Annotated in this window: 16 protein-coding genes; 1 reads left to right on the top strand and 15 read right to left on the bottom strand. The window is 50.1% G+C overall.

What is annotated here, in order from left to right:
• Window positions 1-226: 226 nt before the first annotated feature.
• From QJ48_RS17145 to QJ48_RS17120, 6 genes are all read right to left on the bottom strand, one after another.
• Window positions 227-1,486, bottom strand: a complete 1,260-nt coding sequence (locus QJ48_RS17145) for an extracellular solute-binding protein (RefSeq protein ID WP_054974772.1) — start codon at window positions 1,484-1,486, stop codon at window positions 227-229.
• Window positions 1,487-1,537: 51 nt separating this feature from the next.
• The gene (locus tag QJ48_RS17140; RefSeq protein WP_054974771.1) at window positions 1,538-2,356 is read right to left on the bottom strand and encodes a carbohydrate ABC transporter permease; all 819 of its coding nucleotides are present in this window, start codon (window positions 2,354-2,356) and stop codon (window positions 1,538-1,540) included.
• Complete coding sequence (locus QJ48_RS17135) at window positions 2,346-3,206, bottom strand: carbohydrate ABC transporter permease (protein WP_054974770.1); 861 nt, start codon at window positions 3,204-3,206, stop codon at window positions 2,346-2,348. The genes QJ48_RS17140 and QJ48_RS17135 overlap by 11 nt, the downstream gene beginning before the upstream one ends.
• 25 nt (window positions 3,207-3,231) lie before the next feature.
• The gene (gene treR / locus QJ48_RS17130; protein ID WP_193394457.1) at window positions 3,232-3,951 is read right to left on the bottom strand and encodes a trehalose operon repressor; all 720 of its coding nucleotides are present in this window, start codon (window positions 3,949-3,951) and stop codon (window positions 3,232-3,234) included.
• A 5-nt stretch (window positions 3,952-3,956) separates the two neighbouring features.
• A complete protein-coding gene (gene treC / locus QJ48_RS17125; protein WP_272948131.1) occupies window positions 3,957-5,639 on the bottom strand; it encodes an alpha,alpha-phosphotrehalase in 1,683 nt (560 codons plus the stop codon).
• Window positions 5,640-5,998: 359 nt separating this feature from the next.
• A complete protein-coding gene (locus tag QJ48_RS17120; RefSeq protein ID WP_054974767.1) occupies window positions 5,999-6,511 on the bottom strand; it encodes a hypothetical protein in 513 nt (170 codons plus the stop codon).
• An 810-nt stretch (window positions 6,512-7,321) separates the two neighbouring features.
• On the opposite strand from QJ48_RS17120, the gene QJ48_RS39195 reads away from it, so the two are divergent.
• Window positions 7,322-7,486: a winged helix-turn-helix domain-containing protein gene (locus QJ48_RS39195; RefSeq protein ID WP_337589625.1), complete on the top strand. Its 165-nt coding sequence runs from the start codon at window positions 7,322-7,324 to the stop codon at window positions 7,484-7,486.
• 75 nt (window positions 7,487-7,561) lie between these two features.
• On the opposite strand, the gene QJ48_RS17115 is transcribed toward QJ48_RS39195, so the two are convergent.
• The 9 genes from QJ48_RS17115 to QJ48_RS35970 form a co-directional block, all read right to left on the bottom strand.
• Window positions 7,562-8,239, bottom strand: a complete 678-nt coding sequence (locus tag QJ48_RS17115) for a stalk domain-containing protein (RefSeq protein WP_162238514.1) — start codon at window positions 8,237-8,239, stop codon at window positions 7,562-7,564.
• Window positions 8,240-8,364: 125 nt separating this feature from the next.
• A complete protein-coding gene (locus QJ48_RS17110) occupies window positions 8,365-9,696 on the bottom strand; it encodes an ABC transporter substrate-binding protein (RefSeq protein WP_054974766.1) in 1,332 nt (443 codons plus the stop codon).
• A 43-nt stretch (window positions 9,697-9,739) separates the two neighbouring features.
• The gene (locus QJ48_RS17105; protein ID WP_054974765.1) at window positions 9,740-10,903 is read right to left on the bottom strand and encodes an efflux RND transporter periplasmic adaptor subunit; all 1,164 of its coding nucleotides are present in this window, start codon (window positions 10,901-10,903) and stop codon (window positions 9,740-9,742) included.
• 31 nt (window positions 10,904-10,934) lie between these two features.
• Window positions 10,935-11,768, bottom strand: coding sequence for a carbohydrate ABC transporter permease (locus tag QJ48_RS17100; protein ID WP_054974764.1), 834 nt, complete (start codon window positions 11,766-11,768; stop codon window positions 10,935-10,937).
• 60 nt (window positions 11,769-11,828) lie between these two features.
• Entirely contained in the window at window positions 11,829-12,695 is an 867-nt protein-coding gene (locus QJ48_RS17095; protein WP_054974773.1) for a carbohydrate ABC transporter permease, read from the bottom strand.
• Between the two features lie 210 nt (window positions 12,696-12,905).
• Complete coding sequence (locus QJ48_RS17090; protein WP_054974763.1) at window positions 12,906-14,000, bottom strand: cell wall metabolism sensor histidine kinase WalK; 1,095 nt, start codon at window positions 13,998-14,000, stop codon at window positions 12,906-12,908.
• Window positions 13,993-14,688 (bottom strand): response regulator transcription factor, encoded by a 696-nt coding sequence (locus tag QJ48_RS17085; RefSeq protein ID WP_054974762.1) that lies wholly within the window; start codon window positions 14,686-14,688, stop codon window positions 13,993-13,995. Before QJ48_RS17085 ends, QJ48_RS17090 begins: the two co-directional genes overlap by 8 nt.
• Window positions 14,689-14,740: 52 nt before the next feature.
• Entirely contained in the window at window positions 14,741-15,628 is an 888-nt protein-coding gene (gene vanY / locus QJ48_RS17080; protein WP_054974761.1) for a VanY-A/VanY-F/VanY-M family D-Ala-D-Ala carboxypeptidase, read from the bottom strand.
• Between the two features lie 210 nt (window positions 15,629-15,838).
• Window positions 15,839-16,068: zinc ribbon domain-containing protein (locus QJ48_RS35970; RefSeq protein WP_157261660.1), on the bottom strand; the 230-nt coding region annotated here is incomplete at its 5' end.

The following is a 16,068-nucleotide window of genomic DNA, read 5'->3' as shown; positions in this document are numbered from 1 at the left end:
AGCTTGCTGAGAAGCCCGCTTCGCGCAGAAATTCTCTGCATACGCCGGTGGGGTATATCCCTCCAGCCGCTCTTGAAACCCGTGAACTTGATTAGAATTAGCGGTGTTTTCACGGGTTTCAAAGGCGGACGTAAACTCTTACGGGATATACCCCACCTCTATTTGTATGAGATTTTCTACTTCTTGGACTTCCCAGCAGCCTGAAAGGGGGAATCCCCCCTGACGGTTATTTTTTCTCGTAATCCGCCTTGGCTTTTTGAATCAAGGCCGCGTATTTGTTCAACGTTTCTTTCACATCTTTCTTATCCATCACGACTTCGCTGAGTGCCCCGTTGATCGCCTTGTTCACTTCAGCCCAATAAGGAACGTTGGATAGAGGCTGGGCTACTTTCAAGCCTTCTTGCGCCGCATCGAAATACGGTTTTTGCCAATCCTCCACCACCCCGTAGACGTCGCTTCGGAACGATGGCCAGCCAAGCTTGGAAATGAGCAGTTCCTGAACCTCTTTGGACATCAGATATTCCATGAACTTCACGGCCAATTCCTTGTTCGGAGAGCCTGCCGGAATGCCGATGACTTCTCCGCCCAATGTTTTTACGGCTCCTTTCGGCCCGCTGTAGCCGGAATACGCTTTAATTTCTTTCTTCCCGCCGTCCTTCACAATCACATTCACGCCAAACGGCCAGTTCGGGGCATAATACACCGATTCCTTCGCCAAAAATCCGTTCGTCGCGCTGAAACTGGCTTTCAGCGTATCTTCGGATAAATAAGGCCAGAGCTGCTGCAGGAACGTAAAGGCTTTGATCGTTCCCTCATCATTCAGTACCAACGGGTCGCCGCCGGCTTGCCGGATAAATTCGACGATCTCGATAACATCGCCCGAAAGCTTGATTTTCAAAGCCAGCCGTCCGATGCCTTCCTTTTCCTTCAGCGTCTTGGCCACGTTCAGCAATTCATCCCAGGTTTTCGGGGGCTGCAATCCGTACTGCTGGAATTTATTTTCGTTGTAATAGTTAATTTCCACATTCGGCCGGTACGGCATGAAGTACGTTTTGCCTTCGAATTCCCCCGCTTCTACCAGCTTTCCGATCGCTTCCTGCGGAATTCGGGCTTTATAAGAGCTCAGGTCTTCGACCAAGCCCTTCGACACGAGAGCCGCCGTATTGTTGACATCCTGCGCAACGAGGTCGATCTCGGCCTTTCCGGCCAGCTTCATCGCCTCCAGCTTCTTCACGACGTCCTTCGCTTCAACCTGAATCGCTTCTACTTTCGCGTTATTCGCTTTTTCAAACTTGGGGAGAACATCGCTGCGCATGACAGCCCATTCTTCTTCGCTTAACGCCATCGTCACCCGCAGCGTTTTCGCTTCGGCCGGTGCGGCCGCGCCCTTCTCCTTGCCTTCTTTGTCCGCGCACCCTGCAATCACACCAGCCGTCATCGTAGAAACCAAACCTACCGTCAATAGCTTCTTCACAGACCGATTCATGTTGAAATTCCCCCCAGATGGTATTGGCTTTTATGTTATCCAAAGAAAGGGTCAGCCTTTTACGGCGCCCCCCAGATAATCCGATTTCAAATATCTCTGAAGCACGAAGGTAATGATAATAACCGGGATCGCCAGAATCGTGGCATAAGCCGCCTGCTGGAAAAAACCGCCCCGCTCGACGTAATAATAAATTTGCAGAGGCATGGTCTTGGTGGACAGGGACAAGTAAAGCGCATAAGTGAATTCATTCCACGAGTTCAGCCATACGTACATGGCCGAAACGGCAATCCCCTGCATGGAAACAGGCAGAATGACCTTGATTAATGTCTGCATCCGCGTTGCCCCGTCAATCGCGGCCGCTTCCTCCAGATCAACCGGAATAGACTCGAAATTAGCTACGAGAATCCAAGCCATAAACGGAAGCTGCCCGATCAAATGCGCCAGCACAAGCCCCAAGCTCGTATCAAGCAAATCCCATTTCAGGAAAATAACTGATATGGGAAGCGCAATGCCGACAACCGGAAACATTTTGGTGAAAAAAAGCGACAGCATATAAGCATACTTCGCCTTCTTGCCCAACCGGGAAATGGCATAAGAGGCAGGCACGACGATCGCAAGCGAAACGAGCATGGTCAACGTGGCAACGGTAAAGCTCTTCTGCAACGGGGGCCATAAATTGCCGGACTCAAAAACCTGCTTCCAATGCTTGAACGTCACTTCATGGATCAGAAAGGTCGGGTGCTGAGTCAGCACTTCCTGCGGGTTGCTAAACGATATTTTGACCAGGATGTACACGGGCGCAATCATGACAAGGCTGATCAACAGGACGACGAGATACAGCCCCACTCTGGATAATCCCTTAGCGACCATGGCCGAACCCCTCCCCTTTGTCGACATATTTCAGATAGACCGTGACGAACAAGACGATGAGGATCAGCAGGATCGTGGAAGCCGCTCCCGACGCGCTTAAATTGTTGTAGGCGTACTCCTCGTAGGCATAAGTGGCAAGAAATGGAACCGCTTTCCCAACTAAAATTTGAGGGAGCTCGAAAATCCGGAATTGATCGATCGCCCGCAGCAGCACGGTCATCGTAATGGTCGGTTTCAAGATCGGCAGCGTGACGTGCCTGAAAATTTGCCATTTCGTCGCGCCGTCCATGCCGCCGGCTTCGTAAACCTCTTTCGAAATCGATTCCAAGCCCGCCAACAGCAGAAGCACCACCACAGGCAGCACCTTCCACGTATCGGCGAAAGCGATGACGAATAAACTCCGGATGCTTCCGCTTGTCCAGTTGACCGGCACGGTGACGAGCCCGAGCCTGTAGAGCAGTTCGTTCAAATAGCCTTGCGTCCCGAACACATACAGCAAGGTGACTCCCGATACGAGCGTCGGAATGCCCATAGGCATCAGGACAAGCGACCGGATAAGCCCCTTGCCCTTGAACGTTTGTTTGAGAACCATGGCTACTAACAGGCCCAAGCTCATTTGAATGCTTAAGCCGATGATCGTCACCCCGACCGTGTTCACAATGGCTCGGAGAAAGTCGGGCTTTTGAAAGACGGACTCATACACCTTCAGCGTCCATTCTCCCGTCAGGTTGTCCTGAAAGCCCAGCATGATCGTCTTGAAGATCGGCAGAAGCGTAAAGCCGAAAATATAAAGGGTCATAGGCAAAATAAAAACAAGCTCCAGCCTGTACTTTTTCAAGGATTGCAGCATCGTGCGATCACCCGCTTCACCGTTTTTACGTGTTGTGTATTCTTCTCGCAAAGTCGACAAACTTGAATTTATCCGGCCTGTGTCGGGACTCCGTATATTGGAATAACGTCGTATCGTTCAGACAAACGTAATTCTCCACCACAACGACCATATTATAGGCGCCAAGGTCCAAATAGTTACGGTCTTCTTCGGTAGCTTCTTGTACGGAAATGACTTTTTTCGCGTATCCGATTTTCAAGCCCAGCCCATGCTCAATATACTCATAGATGGAATCCTCGCATATTTTGATGGTTAAGTCGGTGACGTATTTCTTCTTGAAAAAGTCTTTATCCAAAATGATTCTCTCACTGCCGATCTGCCTTACCCGCATCACCTTCCAGATCTCGTCATCCTCATCAGTATCCAGATGGGTCGTCAAAAAAAGATCCGGCTTGATCACCGTGAGCTCTTCAACGATGGTCTTGGGCTCCCGGCCCATTTTTTGCGCCAGCTCCTTAAAGCTGACCAGACCGGAAATCGGGAAATTAAACCGCTTCGTTTCCAGTACGATGGAGCCTTTTCCTTTAATCTTCTGAATATAGCCGTTCTGCGACAGCAAATTAAGCGCTTTCCTCACGGTCTCTCTGGAGGTCTCGTAAGCCGTAACAAGCTCGTTTTCGGAAGGCAGCATCTCATTGGCCCTGATGTCGTTGTTTTCGATCTTATTCACCAGATCGTGGTAAATGGACAGGTACTTGTTTTCCAAATTCATCACCAACCATAATAAATTATCGACTCGTACGGCCTAAGCCGCATATTGCCTGGCAGCGCCTTGGAATCCTTGTAGTTCGACAGCAAGATCCGCCATGATGTCCCGCTCCACGAAGCTTCCGTCCATTCGAAGACCGGCTGCTTGTCCGTAAAGTTGCTGACCACCAGCAAGGTTTCATTGTTATATTTTCTCAAATAAGCGAAAAGTTCCGGGTGATCCAACAGGATCGGTTCATAGCTGCCGTAGGTAATGATATCGAATTGCTTTCTTAACGAAATCAGCTGCTTATAGTGGAACCATACCGAATCAGGGTCCCGCAGTGAAGCCTCCACATTGATCCGGCTGCTGCTTGGGGCGACCCGAATCCACGGACGGCCGGTCGTAAAGCCCGCATTCGCACCGGAGTCCCACTGCATCGGCGTTCTCGAGTTATCGCGCGATCTTCTGCGGATAATTTCCATGGCCTCTTGCTCGCTTTTTCCCTGCTCCCTCATCATCCTGTACATGTTCAAGGTTTCGACGTCCCGGTAATCACTAATGTGATCGAAGCCGGGATCGGCCATGCCGATCTCTTCCCCCTGATAAATGTAAGGCGTTCCCTGCATCATGTGGATGGTGGTCGCAAGCATTTTCGCGGATTCCTTAAGGTAACGCCCGTCGCAGCCGTAGCGGCTGACAATTCTCGGCTGATCATGGTTGCACCAGAACAGAGCGTTCCAGCCTTCGCCTTGATGCATGTCCACCTGCCAATCGGACAAAATTTTCTTCAGCCCCGGCAGGTCAAACTCGCCCAGCTCCCACTTGTTGCCCCCGGGATAATCCACTTTGAGATGGTGGAAGTTAAATACCATATTTAATTCCTGCCGCTCGGGACGGGTGTACCGGATACAATGGTCAATCGTCGTAGACGACATCTCGCCGACGGTCATCATATCGTACCTGGAAAAGACTTCCCGGTTCAGCTCCCGCATATACTCGTGAACCCGGGGACCGTCGGTATAAAACCTTCTTCCGTCTCCAAGCTCATCATCGGGAAAATCCTGATCCTTGGAAATCACGTTAATGACATCGAGCCTGAAGCCCTGTACACCCCGCTGAAGCCAGAAATGCATGATATCGCAAACGTTCTTTCGGACCGCCGGATTCTCCCAATTGAGATCCGCTTGCGTTTCATCGTATAAATGCAAGTAATATTGCTGCGTCTTCTCGTCATACTTCCATGCAGAGCCGCCGAATTTGGACTCCCAGTTGTTCGGCTCCCGGCTATCCTTCGGAGCTTTCCAAATATAGTAATCCCGATATTCGTTATCGACGGATTGCCGCGAGCGCTTAAACCATTCATGCTCGGTTGACGTATGATTGACAACGATATCCATGATGATCTTAAGGCTTCGTTTGTGCGCTTCCCGGATCAGGAGATCGAACTGCTCCAAGCTGCCGTATCTCTCGTCGATCGCGTAGTAGTTGCTGATGTCGTAACCGTTATCTTTTTGCGGCGATTCGTAAATCGGCGTCAACCATAAGACGTCCACCCCCAAATCCGCCAAATAGTCCAGCTTTTGTATGATTCCTTGAAGATCCCCAATCCCGTCTCCGTCGGCGTCCATAAAACTTTTCGGATAAATCTGATACACAACGCTTTTCTTCCACCAGTCGCTTTCAAGCTTATGGCACAGCTCCACAACAATCATCCTTTATAGCAAGAAGTGGTGTTATGGCGTTATGATCCAACTGGACCAATCTCAACCATTATTTAAACCTGTATATACAAGATACGGCTATTATATTCCATGTTAACAAGGCGGTCAATAATATTTTTCACAGTTGTATATACAGGTTTTCGGACGTGCGCGGCAAGAAAAAAGTCTTAGAGCAAGCGCTCATGACCGCCATCTGCCAAAACGTCAAAAAGATCGCCAACCACCTGGCCAAGCTGGCCGGATAGGGCGATCTTCTTCTTTTCATATACTTGATATTTCAAAAGCTCGAAAAACAGTAGCTTTGTCGACAGCTGGAGAAGGAACCTTCCTTCTCTTTTTTACTAGGGCAGCGTTTTATAAATGATATTCCCGTCTTTATTTTTGGCTTGAATATCAATCGGTTCTCTAATATCCTCCGACAAACTGTAGAACATTTTCTCATGATTATATTGTATTATTTTTAGGTCTTGTGGTTTAGTTCCATTTACCTCAAGAGATTCGATCGCATCGTTCAATCTCCCGGATAGTAGCAAATAATTTAACTGCGGGTTCTTAGAAATTTGCCAGTCAACCATCTTTTCATTCAAGGGTGCTTTTACAAACGATGTGGAAGTAAGAACTTTATTGTTTTTTAGCAGAAAAACGTGAGTTTTTTGCGTTTTATCAGTACAGAAAACAACTTCAAATTTATCTTCCGGATATGTCCGAAGAGAGTCTTTGTCAAAGGTTACGTTATTGTTAACATAGGCGGAAATGATATCGAATTTATCGTTCTTGTTTAATTTTAAATACAGTATGGTGACAATGCTCAGGATTATAAGGCCCAAAATAATCCATGTTCTTCTTTTATTCATGTGCCCTCCTTAATTTGATTTTATAGTTGAAGCTTACATTCCTAAGTCCTGTGTCAAACTCGTAAACAAAAGACCGCTCGAATAGAGCAGTCTTTTGTTTACTTTGGTTACCTAGAAGCTTTTATTTACGGTCCCCGGTTTTTCCCAATGGTCCGATCCAGTTGTCCACTGGAAACCAATAGACCATGGAGCAAAAGAGAAGCCATTTACTGCAGTGTTATCCCAAGTATGTGAAGTTTCTGCTTTAAATGTTACAGTTGACCCCGTTGGAACACCATCGGTAAATTTGAAGTACATCCATCCAAGTTGACGCCATGAGTTATATATTTTATTCAATCCAAATGTTACATAAACACTGTCTTGCCATTTCCACCCAATCCCTCGGGCACCTGCATCCTGAGAGCCATGTGTCCACTCGATTGATTCGTTGCCGTTACTTTTAATAGTATACATTTTTTTATCAAAAATGGTTATATCTTTATGCAGTGATGCCAGATAAAATCCATCGTAACCACCTGCATCATCATATGTTTGGAATGCTGCACAACCCGCGGATATAGCACAACTAATGTCACTTTTCCAACCTGTTCTTTGTAGAACTTTATCGAATTGTTTACTATGTTTAACTCAAGTTCTGTTGAAATGAACAAGGGTCAATATTTTAAAACCATTTAAGTGTCAGGTGATATATACTTTGCTATAATGACACTTACATAAATTTAATAAAAAGGAAGATATGAATTATGATGGATTTTATACGCCCAAGAAAAACCATAGCAGATATTCGCCGCTAAAAGCAAAGACACAGCCTTGAATCGATTGCATAAAGCAATGAAGAAAAACCCGGAAGCTTCGCAAAAAAAATTAGCCGAAATACTAGGTGTCTCACCATCCAGAGTCTGTAAGTTGCTTAGGAAGTCGGCGGATCGATATGGCTGCGGCCATCGGGAAGGGCCAAGGGATTCTGGCGATTAGCGAAGACGGCCTCGATCCCCCAAAGCAAAAAAAGATTGCCCCGCGATAAGGCAATCTGGAATCGCAATCTTCCCCCTATTTCACATCGACTGCAAAAATAAATCTTGCTTGTTGGTTTTTATTCCAGTAGGCATAGATCGAGATCGTGTAGCGTTCGGGTTGTTTGGGTAAGTGCAGCCGATCGCCGTCCAAGGGCACCGCCTTACCCTCTTTTTTGTTGGCATCCGATTCGGACACCATAGTAACCTCCAGTATCTCGGGCTTCATGCCCTTCGGGTATGTAATGACAATATCCGATTCCGGCTTCACGGCCACCGGAGGGTATTCGGCTTGCTTGATCATTTCCGATGCCGGGCTGGGCCACGTGTAGGGTTGGAAGCAATCCGTCCAACATGCGTTGCCATCAAGCAGCGGAATCTCCTGCATCCAGACGATTCCACTGTCGGTTTTCTTCTCATAGGCAACGTAGGGAACGGGCACCAAGGTCCGTTCGTCAAATTTGACGCTTTGTTGCTGAATATACGTTGTCCGCTCGTCCTCTCGGTAATCAATGTCCGCAGCCATCTGTTCCGCCACGAAGCGCAGCGGGACATAGGCGTGTCCGTTATAGTTGATCACGGACAACCTTTTATCTGCCCCGTTGATGACGAATTTCTCGGACGTCAGAAAGTCCAGAGAGGAGCTTGCCCCGTAAGCCGCAACGGTAATCACTACGAATACGCAGACGATCGAAGCTATAATATATTTTCTCAAAAGATACCGTCCTTCCTTTTCCGCATCTTGATCCATTATATTACGCGGAGCGGCTTTTTGCCGCTGCTGCGACTGCAATCGTTACGGTTGCGGCATACGTCGGCTCTTCCCGCCGTGATGTTTCCTTATTCGTTCAAGTAAGTTGTCGTCCGGTTCTGGATCAGCTTCGCGACTTCCTCCGCGGACTTCTGGCCGCTGAAGAACGCTACGGACTCTTCATAGATGATGTTAAACACTTTACCATCCTCCTCAGCATAACGATCGGCCGTATGAAGGAACTGCTTGAATCGGGCAAAATCCTCCTCCGACACCTTCGCCGTTTTTCCATCCTCAAGCTTATACGCTCCGCCTTTCGTTTGCTTCTGAAGCTCGTCCAGCTTCTTCTCGTTCACCGATTTCAAGAGGGAAAATCTGTCCTTGTAGGGAGAAGACTGTACTTCTTCGGATAGCAAGAAGGCCATAAACTTCCATGCTTCCTCTTTGACCTCGGATTTGGCTTGTATCGCAAGCTCCGAGGTGGTAACGATCTTGATTCCGCCGGTTTTTCCTTCCGGATGCGGCTTTTGCAGCAGCATCGGATTGGAGAATTTCGCATAGGGGCCCTTGATAAAATCGGCCGGCGAGAAGATCCGCTCGGTGTAGAACAGCGGCTTTTCGTTATCCGTCGCTTGGGCCATCATGATTTTGTCGTCATACAGCTTTTTAACTTGCCGCAGCATGTCCGTGAACGCCGGGGAGTCGAATTTGGCTTTCCGGGTCGCGCGGTCGATCAATTGTCCGTAGCTGTCCGTCACCCTTTCCTGCAGGATGTAATCCGGCGGATTACTCTCCAAGAAATTGCGGCGGTCCTTGCCGCTCGCTGTCTGCTGCACCAGCTTTCGGCCTATCTCTTCGAATTGCTTCCAATTCCAGCTTTTGTCGTCGACCTTTACGTTCGCCTTCTCCAGAACGTCCCCGTCCCCTACGAGTGCCATCAAGAAGAAACTGGCAGGAATCGTATACAAGCCGCCGTTCAATTTCATCGCGTCCAAAACGTTCATCTGCAAGTTGCTTTTATTCACCGTTTTGTCCTGGTCCAGCATATCGCTCATGTTCAGGAGAAGCTTTTGATTCACATATTTGTCGGTGGGCAAGCCGCTCGCGTCGATAATATCCGCGCCTTTTCCCGATAGCAGCGCCGTGTTCGTCGTTTTTATATATTTCTCGTTATCGACACGCTCATCGCCCGGTTGCTTGAAGCTCTGGATTTGCACGTCGATGTCGGGATACTTCTCCTTGAATTTCTTCGCAGCCGCCTCGTAGTACGGGTTCGGCTCTCTTAGAGATAAGGTCACGACCTTCTTTCCCTCTTTCGATTTCGGCTGCTCCTTGCTTGCCGTCGTCTCATTGCCGTTTCCGCATGCGGTTGTCGTGGCAAGAATCACGCAGGCGAATCCAAGCCCCAATCGTTTTTTCATCGTAGATTCCTCTCTTCCATCAAATGATTATATTCGTGCGCGGCTACTGCAAACGCACCCGATTGCCATCCTGCAAGGGCTCGCTGCTTTCCAGAATGATCAGATCGCCCTCGTACACGCTGCCATCCTCCGGAACCTTCGTTACTTTGTCATTCGTTTCCGTGGCACGAATTTGGACCTTGCGCACAATAAACACATCACCCAAAGCGCCTTTCCGTTCTTCCACTTTATAGATGAACTTGCCTGCGCGATCCTCATGTATGGCCTCGTTCGAAATCAACAGCCCCTCTTGCTGCGAGCGCTTCGTGAGTTTGACCCATGCCTGCTCACCTCCTTTCAGTTCGGAGGCCGCCACCTTCACGCGCACCACTTTCCGGGCGATCGTAGCTGTCTGATTGGCCTTTTTATCGGACGAGCTCGCCGTGCGCGGCTCGGCATCCGCCAACTCCAGAATGGCACCTTCCAGCATGGCCGGCTGCTGATCCCCTATAGCCTGAACTTCGACCTGCACCTTGTCCTCCAGGGAAATCCCCAGATTGGTCAACAGCGGCGCATCGGCGATAAATTCGAACCGGTAGCCCCGGCTTTCGTTCGTGATCACAACATCTGGCTCTCCCGCGGAAGCCAAGCCCACGACAGCATTCAATTTCGTAACCATCCCGTCGAACGGGGCGGGAATTTCTTTTTGGCTGGCCAGACGGTCGCCCAATTGCTTGATTTTGCGTTCCTGGATGCCCAGATCGATTTTTTGCTTCTCCAGATCGCGGCTAACGCTCCGCTTCTTCATCTCGTCCGCTTCCTGTGCCGATACGATGAAGCGGTCCTGGGTATTTTGCAGCTCGATTTGCTGCTTTTCCAGTTGCGCCTTTTCATCCTGCAGTTCCCGCTCGGCGGACGAGCTGTCATAGGTGACAAGCGGCTGCCCCTTCGCCACCCGGTCCCCTTCCTTCACGTGAACCGCTTTGACCTTCCAGCCGCCGGGATTCGTTAGCTTGGCCTCCGCGACCGGCTTCAGGTTCCCGCTTCCTTCAAGCGTATAGACCAAGCCCTCGCGCGTCGGCTTCTCCGTTCTGACCTTCGGCAAGGTCAACGACTGCAGCGTATTGCCGAATAAGGTGAACAGCACGAGCAGCGCGATAAAGCTGCCGAACACCGCGCGAAGCTTTCTTTTGCGACCACGTTCTACGGGCTCTTCGTTCGGTCCCATTTCCGCGTCCCCCGCCTCCTAACCGTACAAGCTACCCCTTGATGCCGGACAGCTCGATGCCTTCGATGAAGTAAGTTTCCGCATACAAAAACAGCAGCACCATCGGCGTCATATAAAGCATGGACGCGGCGAAAGCAATCCCCCGTTCGCCTTCGTGCACTTTCGATAAATAAACCGACAGCGGCTGCTTGAGCGAATCGTCCAGAAAAACAAGCGGCTGCTCCACCATGTTCCAATAATCCGCGAACAGCAGAACAACGAGCGCCCCCAGCCCCGGCTTGAGCATCGGGACAATGATCTCGCTGAAAATCCGTACATGCCCGGCCCCGTCCATCTTGGCCGCCTCGATATAGGAAAACGGAATATGCAGCGCGAACTGCCTGAGCATGAATACGCCGAATGCCGCGAACACGCCGGGCCATATGATCGCAGACGGACTGTTCAGCAGCCCCAGCTTATCGGCCATCATATAGTTGGGCACCAGTGTCACTTGGAACGGCATAAGCATCGTCATGACATAGACGAGAAACAGCGCATCCCGGCCCCGAAAACGCAGCTTGGCGAAGGCATAGGCCGCCAGCGCGCCGACGACGGTCTGTCCCGCAATGATCGGCACTACCAGGAAGACCGAATTCCAGAACATCCTCAGAAAGCTTGCATCGAGGACCAGCACGCTCGCATACTGCTCCAGCGACGCCAGATTCGGCAGCAGCTTTAAATTCACAAACCGGTTCGCGTTCCCTGCGGCAGCGTCGTTCATTTTCCCGATCAGTCCGTAATTGCTGCCGATTTCCCATTCGGTCATCAGCGAGTTTGTGAAAGTAATCACGATGGGCATTAGAAGTACCGCCGCGATGACGGCCATGACGGCCGTTAACGCTCCTTTTTGCCAGGCTCTTGAACTTCGCAGCCGAATCACCTCCCGCTATTCCATGAACTGCCGGAAACGGCGCTCCAGCGCAAACAACGCGAAAACTACAAGCAGAATGCAGCCCGCCATCAATGTCGCCGCCGCAGTCAATTTCTGCAGCTCGAGCGTCATGAACATATTGTTCATATAGTGCTGCAGCGTATAGATGCTATCGTGCGGATAATCGCCCGCGATCAAGTACGTCTCCCGGAATATTTTAAACGAGCCGGTGATGGACATGATGACGACGAAAAACATCGTCGGCGTTAAATAAACGAGCGTAATGCCGACGAACTGCCGGAGTCGTCCGGCGCCTTCCAGCCGGGCGGTCTCGTAGTAATCGCTTGGAATCTGCTGAAGCCCGGCCAGAAATAAAATCATGTTGTAGCCGACGTTTTTCCATAAATAAATGACCATGACCACATGCCGGGCCGCCTCCGTCTTCATCCAATCCACACGTTCGAGCCCGAAATATCCGAGCCACGCGTTCAGCGAACCGTTCCAGTCGAACAGCATCTGCCAGATGAGAACAACCGAGGCGACGGGGACGACAAGCGGCAGCACGTAAGCCGTTCTCAGCATATTGCGTATGTACATCTTCCGGTTCAGCAGCAGCGCCAGTCCTAAAGACAGCCCCACGATGAGCGGCACGCTGACCGCGGTAAAATAGAACGTATTGGACGCCGCTTTCCGAAACGAACCGCCCGCGAGCAGCTCGCCGTAATTCGCCAGCCCCACGAACCGGCCCCCGACCGGGCGATCCAGGAAGGAGTCGTACACCCCCGCAGCAAACGGAATAAGGTAGAACAGCGCGAAGCCTGCGACGCTGGGTGCGAGAAACAGCAGGGCCGCCGCCGCATCGCTCCGGGTCCAGCGTTTCATTCCTGGCTTCAGCATGAATCGGCAATCGCCGCCGTTTGGCCGTCACGGCCGAGCTGCATGGCAGCTTTCCTGTTGTTCATCGGATCACTCCCGCTTTCTGTGCGTGATAACAAAAAAACCCCGCTTCTTCATCCCCAGCTCAGTCCTATCCTTCACTCCTAGGATAGGAAATACTGTTTAAAAAGAAGTAGGGTAATCTTAAAGTTTTTCTTAATTTGTTTGCGGCAGACGCACTTCAAAGATGGTACGGTTCGTGCTGCTATGGGCGGTCACCGTTCCGTCATGCTGCATCACAATGTTCTTTGTGATATAAAGGCCGAGGCCCGTGCTTCCTTCTTGGTACGTGCGCGCCTTGTCGCCGGTATAGAACATATCGAAGATGTGCGGCAGCTCATCGGGCTGGATCGGGACTCCGTAATTGATCACTTGCACCACCACCGCTTCCGCTTCGGAATAAGCGTTCATATCCACGAACCTGCCGTCTTTTCCGTAACGGATGGCATTGGTCAGCAGATTCTCGAAGACGCGCGCCAGCAGATCTCCGTCGCCCGATACCGACAAACCGGGAGCCACCTGCAGCCGGGCCGTCAATTGATGCTTCTCGAAAGCAGGATACAGCTCCTCGTTCAACTGAAAGAGCAGCTCGCTGAGATCGATGGTTTGTTTTTCGAAAGCAAGCATGCCGTAGTTCATTCTCGTAATCTCGAACAGCTCGTCCACAAGCTTCTCCAGACGCTGCGATTTTTGAAAAGCAATATCCGCATACTGTCTGACCTGCTCCTTGGTCAACTGCTCGTCCTTCAGAATAAAATCCAAATAGCCGATCACCGAAGTCAGCGGCGTGCGCAAATCATGCGCCAAATTCAGGACGAGCTGATCCTTGCTGCTTTCTGCAAAGTCCCCTCTTTCGACGGCCTGCTGCAGCTTTTCGCTCGCCAGATTGATGTCCGTCGCAATGTCCTCGAACTCGTCGCGGGAGGAAATATAAACGCGCTGCTTAAAATCGCCATTGGCCAGATGATGAATGCCCTTGGAAATTTCATTAAAATAGGTGGCGTAGGGCTTGGTGAGGACAAAGAAAAACAATGTCGCCAGCGGGATGAAAAACAGCAAAAAGAAGTTAATATCTCCGACAATGTTGATGAACATGCGCACGTAAGCCAGCGGATCCTCAAACTTCACGAACGTTCGGTAATAAAACTGAAGGATTTTATAGAACAAATACGTAATGGTGCCCGCGAACAGCATGCTTAAACCGAGCAGCAGGATCATTTTGGACCGGAAGGTGCGCATCATGCTAGCCATTGAATGTATATCCCACCCCCCATACCGTTTTGATCAGCTTATGTTTACGGTCATCCTCTTGTAATTTTTTCCTCAGCTTCCGGATGTGCACCATCACTGTATTGCCGCCTTCATAGTAGTCTTCGCCCCACACCTGCTGAAAAATATTTTCCGCGCTGAACACTTTTTTCGGGTAGCTGGCGAGCAGATAGAGGATATCGAACTCTTTCGGCGTCAGCTCGACCGGTTCGCCATATAAGGTCACCGTGCGCTGATCGGGATAAATGGCCAAGCCTCCCGTTTCCAGCACGGGCTTGTTCTCCGCCGACGATTGGCTGAGCAGTCTGGAACGCCGCAGCTGGGCGTTCACGCGGGCGATCAGCTCCATCGGGTTGAACGGCTTGGTCATATAATCGTCCGCTCCCCTCACCAGGCCTGCGATTTTATCCATGTCGGACGTTTTCGCGCTCAGGAAAATGATCGGCATATGATTCGTTTCCCGGATTTGCCGGGTCACTTCGTAACCGTCTACTTTGGGCATCATAATATCTAAAATCGCCAGATCGATCGAATGCGTCTGAACGGCCTGAATCGCTTCCTGCCCATCCGCTGCTTTAATCACTTGGTAGCCCTCTTTGGCCAAATGCAGGCCGATCAAATCGGCGATCGCCGTCTCGTCATCCGCGATCAAAATCGTGATACGCTTCATGGCATTCATCCTCTGCATAGAGTTAACGATTCCATTGTACCAGAACTTCCGGTCAAGGAAGCAAGGTTACTATGACGCCGTCCATATTGTTTCCGGATAGTTCATAACGGCGACCGACCGGCACTGGAATCGACGTATTACCGGACACGGGATAATACGAGACTTCGTAGGATTTGCCCTCTACCGTCGTCGAAACCGTCTCTTGTTCCTTCAGGTAATCCAAATATTGCTCCAATGTAAAGTTTTTCTCCTGCATGATCGCACTATGCGGCAAGCCGACATAGCGAAAATGCCACGGCTCGTATTTAATGCCCGTGATCTCCGTCTTGTCCTTGGGATAGCGCAAAATAAATCCGTAAGCCCAAGCGTTTTTTTGCAGCCATTTTCCTTCCGGGGCGCGGTTCATCTCCGTTTGCGTCGATCCGATATCAAGGGATAAGCCTAAGTTATGCTCACTGTAGCCTGCAGGCAGCGCATAATCGGCGCCCATACTTTTATACAGCCGGCTTTGTTCTTTGTTGTCCCGGTAACCGCTGCTGATCATAAAACTGCTCACCCCTTCTTTGGAGGCGGCATTGACCATCGTTTGAAATTTTTGCGCCACGCCTTGCGACAGCCGGATCGTCTTATCGAGCACCACGTATCCCTGAGACAGCTCCTTATCCCGAAACAGGTTGACCACATCGGCCGTAACGCCCTCTTCATGCACCGGATACTTCTTGTTGACCAGCAGCAGATTCCCTTGGTAAATCTGGTTTTTGGTTACTTTTATGGTTTGAACCTTTGTTTGAGTCTTCGTTGGAGCCTTCTTTTGGGGAGCCGCCTCCTGAGCTTGGTCGACCGCCTTGCTGTATTCCACGTTTGCGGCTTGCGGCTCCTGTTGAATGGCTTCACACCCCAGCGGCAAAAGAATGACAAGCAAAAAAACCCACTTCTTCATCTACGTTTCCTCCTTACGCTTTCATTCTGTAAGGATAAAGAATAACGTTTAAAAAGAAGTAAGGTAAAGATAAAGATTTTATTAACATTTGATATCATAGGATATTGAACACTCCCACCACCTGCGCTAATGGCGCTGTGGTGGGGGATTCTTGCGAACAGAGAAGCATCCTTCTCTTCTTGAGCAAGCGATCCCTGCGGTTCCCGCAGTTCAGTTGGCCTTCGCCAACAAACGCAGTCCTTCTTGCAAGATGTTCATGCTGGCATTGTGGTCACGGTCATGGTGCGTGCCGCATCCTGAACAGGTCCATGCTCGCAAGTTTAGATTTTTCACTTCGGGGTTGCGCCATTGGCATACATGACAAAGTTGACTGCTTGGATAGTTTTTGGGGACCATGCTGATCGTGCGACCATACCACATCGCTTTATATTCCAGCATCG

Source organism: Paenibacillus sp. A3 (genome assembly GCF_001399685.1).
GTDB lineage: Bacteria > Bacillota > Bacilli > Paenibacillales > NBRC-103111 > Paenibacillus_G.
Note: the sequence above shows the minus strand (reverse complement) of the source record. Positions and strands in the feature narration are given on the sequence as shown.

Excerpts from the sequence above, each read along its gene's own strand:
- QJ48_RS17145 (WP_054974772.1), bottom strand. The coding sequence starts at position 1,486 with ATGAATCGGTCTGTGAAGAAGCTATTGACGGTAGGTTTGGTTTCTACG.
- QJ48_RS17140 (WP_054974771.1), bottom strand. The coding sequence starts at position 2,356 with ATGGTCGCTAAGGGATTATCCAGAGTGGGGCTGTATCTCGTCGTCCTG.
- QJ48_RS17135 (WP_054974770.1), bottom strand. The coding sequence starts at position 3,206 with ATGCTGCAATCCTTGAAAAAGTACAGGCTGGAGCTTGTTTTTATTTTG.
- QJ48_RS17120 (WP_054974767.1), bottom strand. The coding sequence starts at position 6,511 with ATGAATAAAAGAAGAACATGGATTATTTTGGGCCTTATAATCCTGAGC.
- QJ48_RS17110 (WP_054974766.1), bottom strand. The coding sequence starts at position 9,696 with ATGAAAAAACGATTGGGGCTTGGATTCGCCTGCGTGATTCTTGCCACG.
- QJ48_RS17105 (WP_054974765.1), bottom strand. The coding sequence starts at position 10,903 with ATGGGACCGAACGAAGAGCCCGTAGAACGTGGTCGCAAAAGAAAGCTT.
- QJ48_RS17100 (WP_054974764.1), bottom strand. The coding sequence starts at position 11,768 with ATGGCCGTCATCGCGGCGGTACTTCTAATGCCCATCGTGATTACTTTC.
- QJ48_RS17095 (WP_054974773.1), bottom strand. The coding sequence starts at position 12,695 with ATGAAACGCTGGACCCGGAGCGATGCGGCGGCGGCCCTGCTGTTTCTC.
- QJ48_RS17090 (WP_054974763.1), bottom strand. The coding sequence starts at position 14,000 with ATGGCTAGCATGATGCGCACCTTCCGGTCCAAAATGATCCTGCTGCTC.
- QJ48_RS17085 (WP_054974762.1), bottom strand. The coding sequence starts at position 14,688 with ATGAAGCGTATCACGATTTTGATCGCGGATGACGAGACGGCGATCGCC.
- vanY (WP_054974761.1), bottom strand. The coding sequence starts at position 15,628 with ATGAAGAAGTGGGTTTTTTTGCTTGTCATTCTTTTGCCGCTGGGGTGT.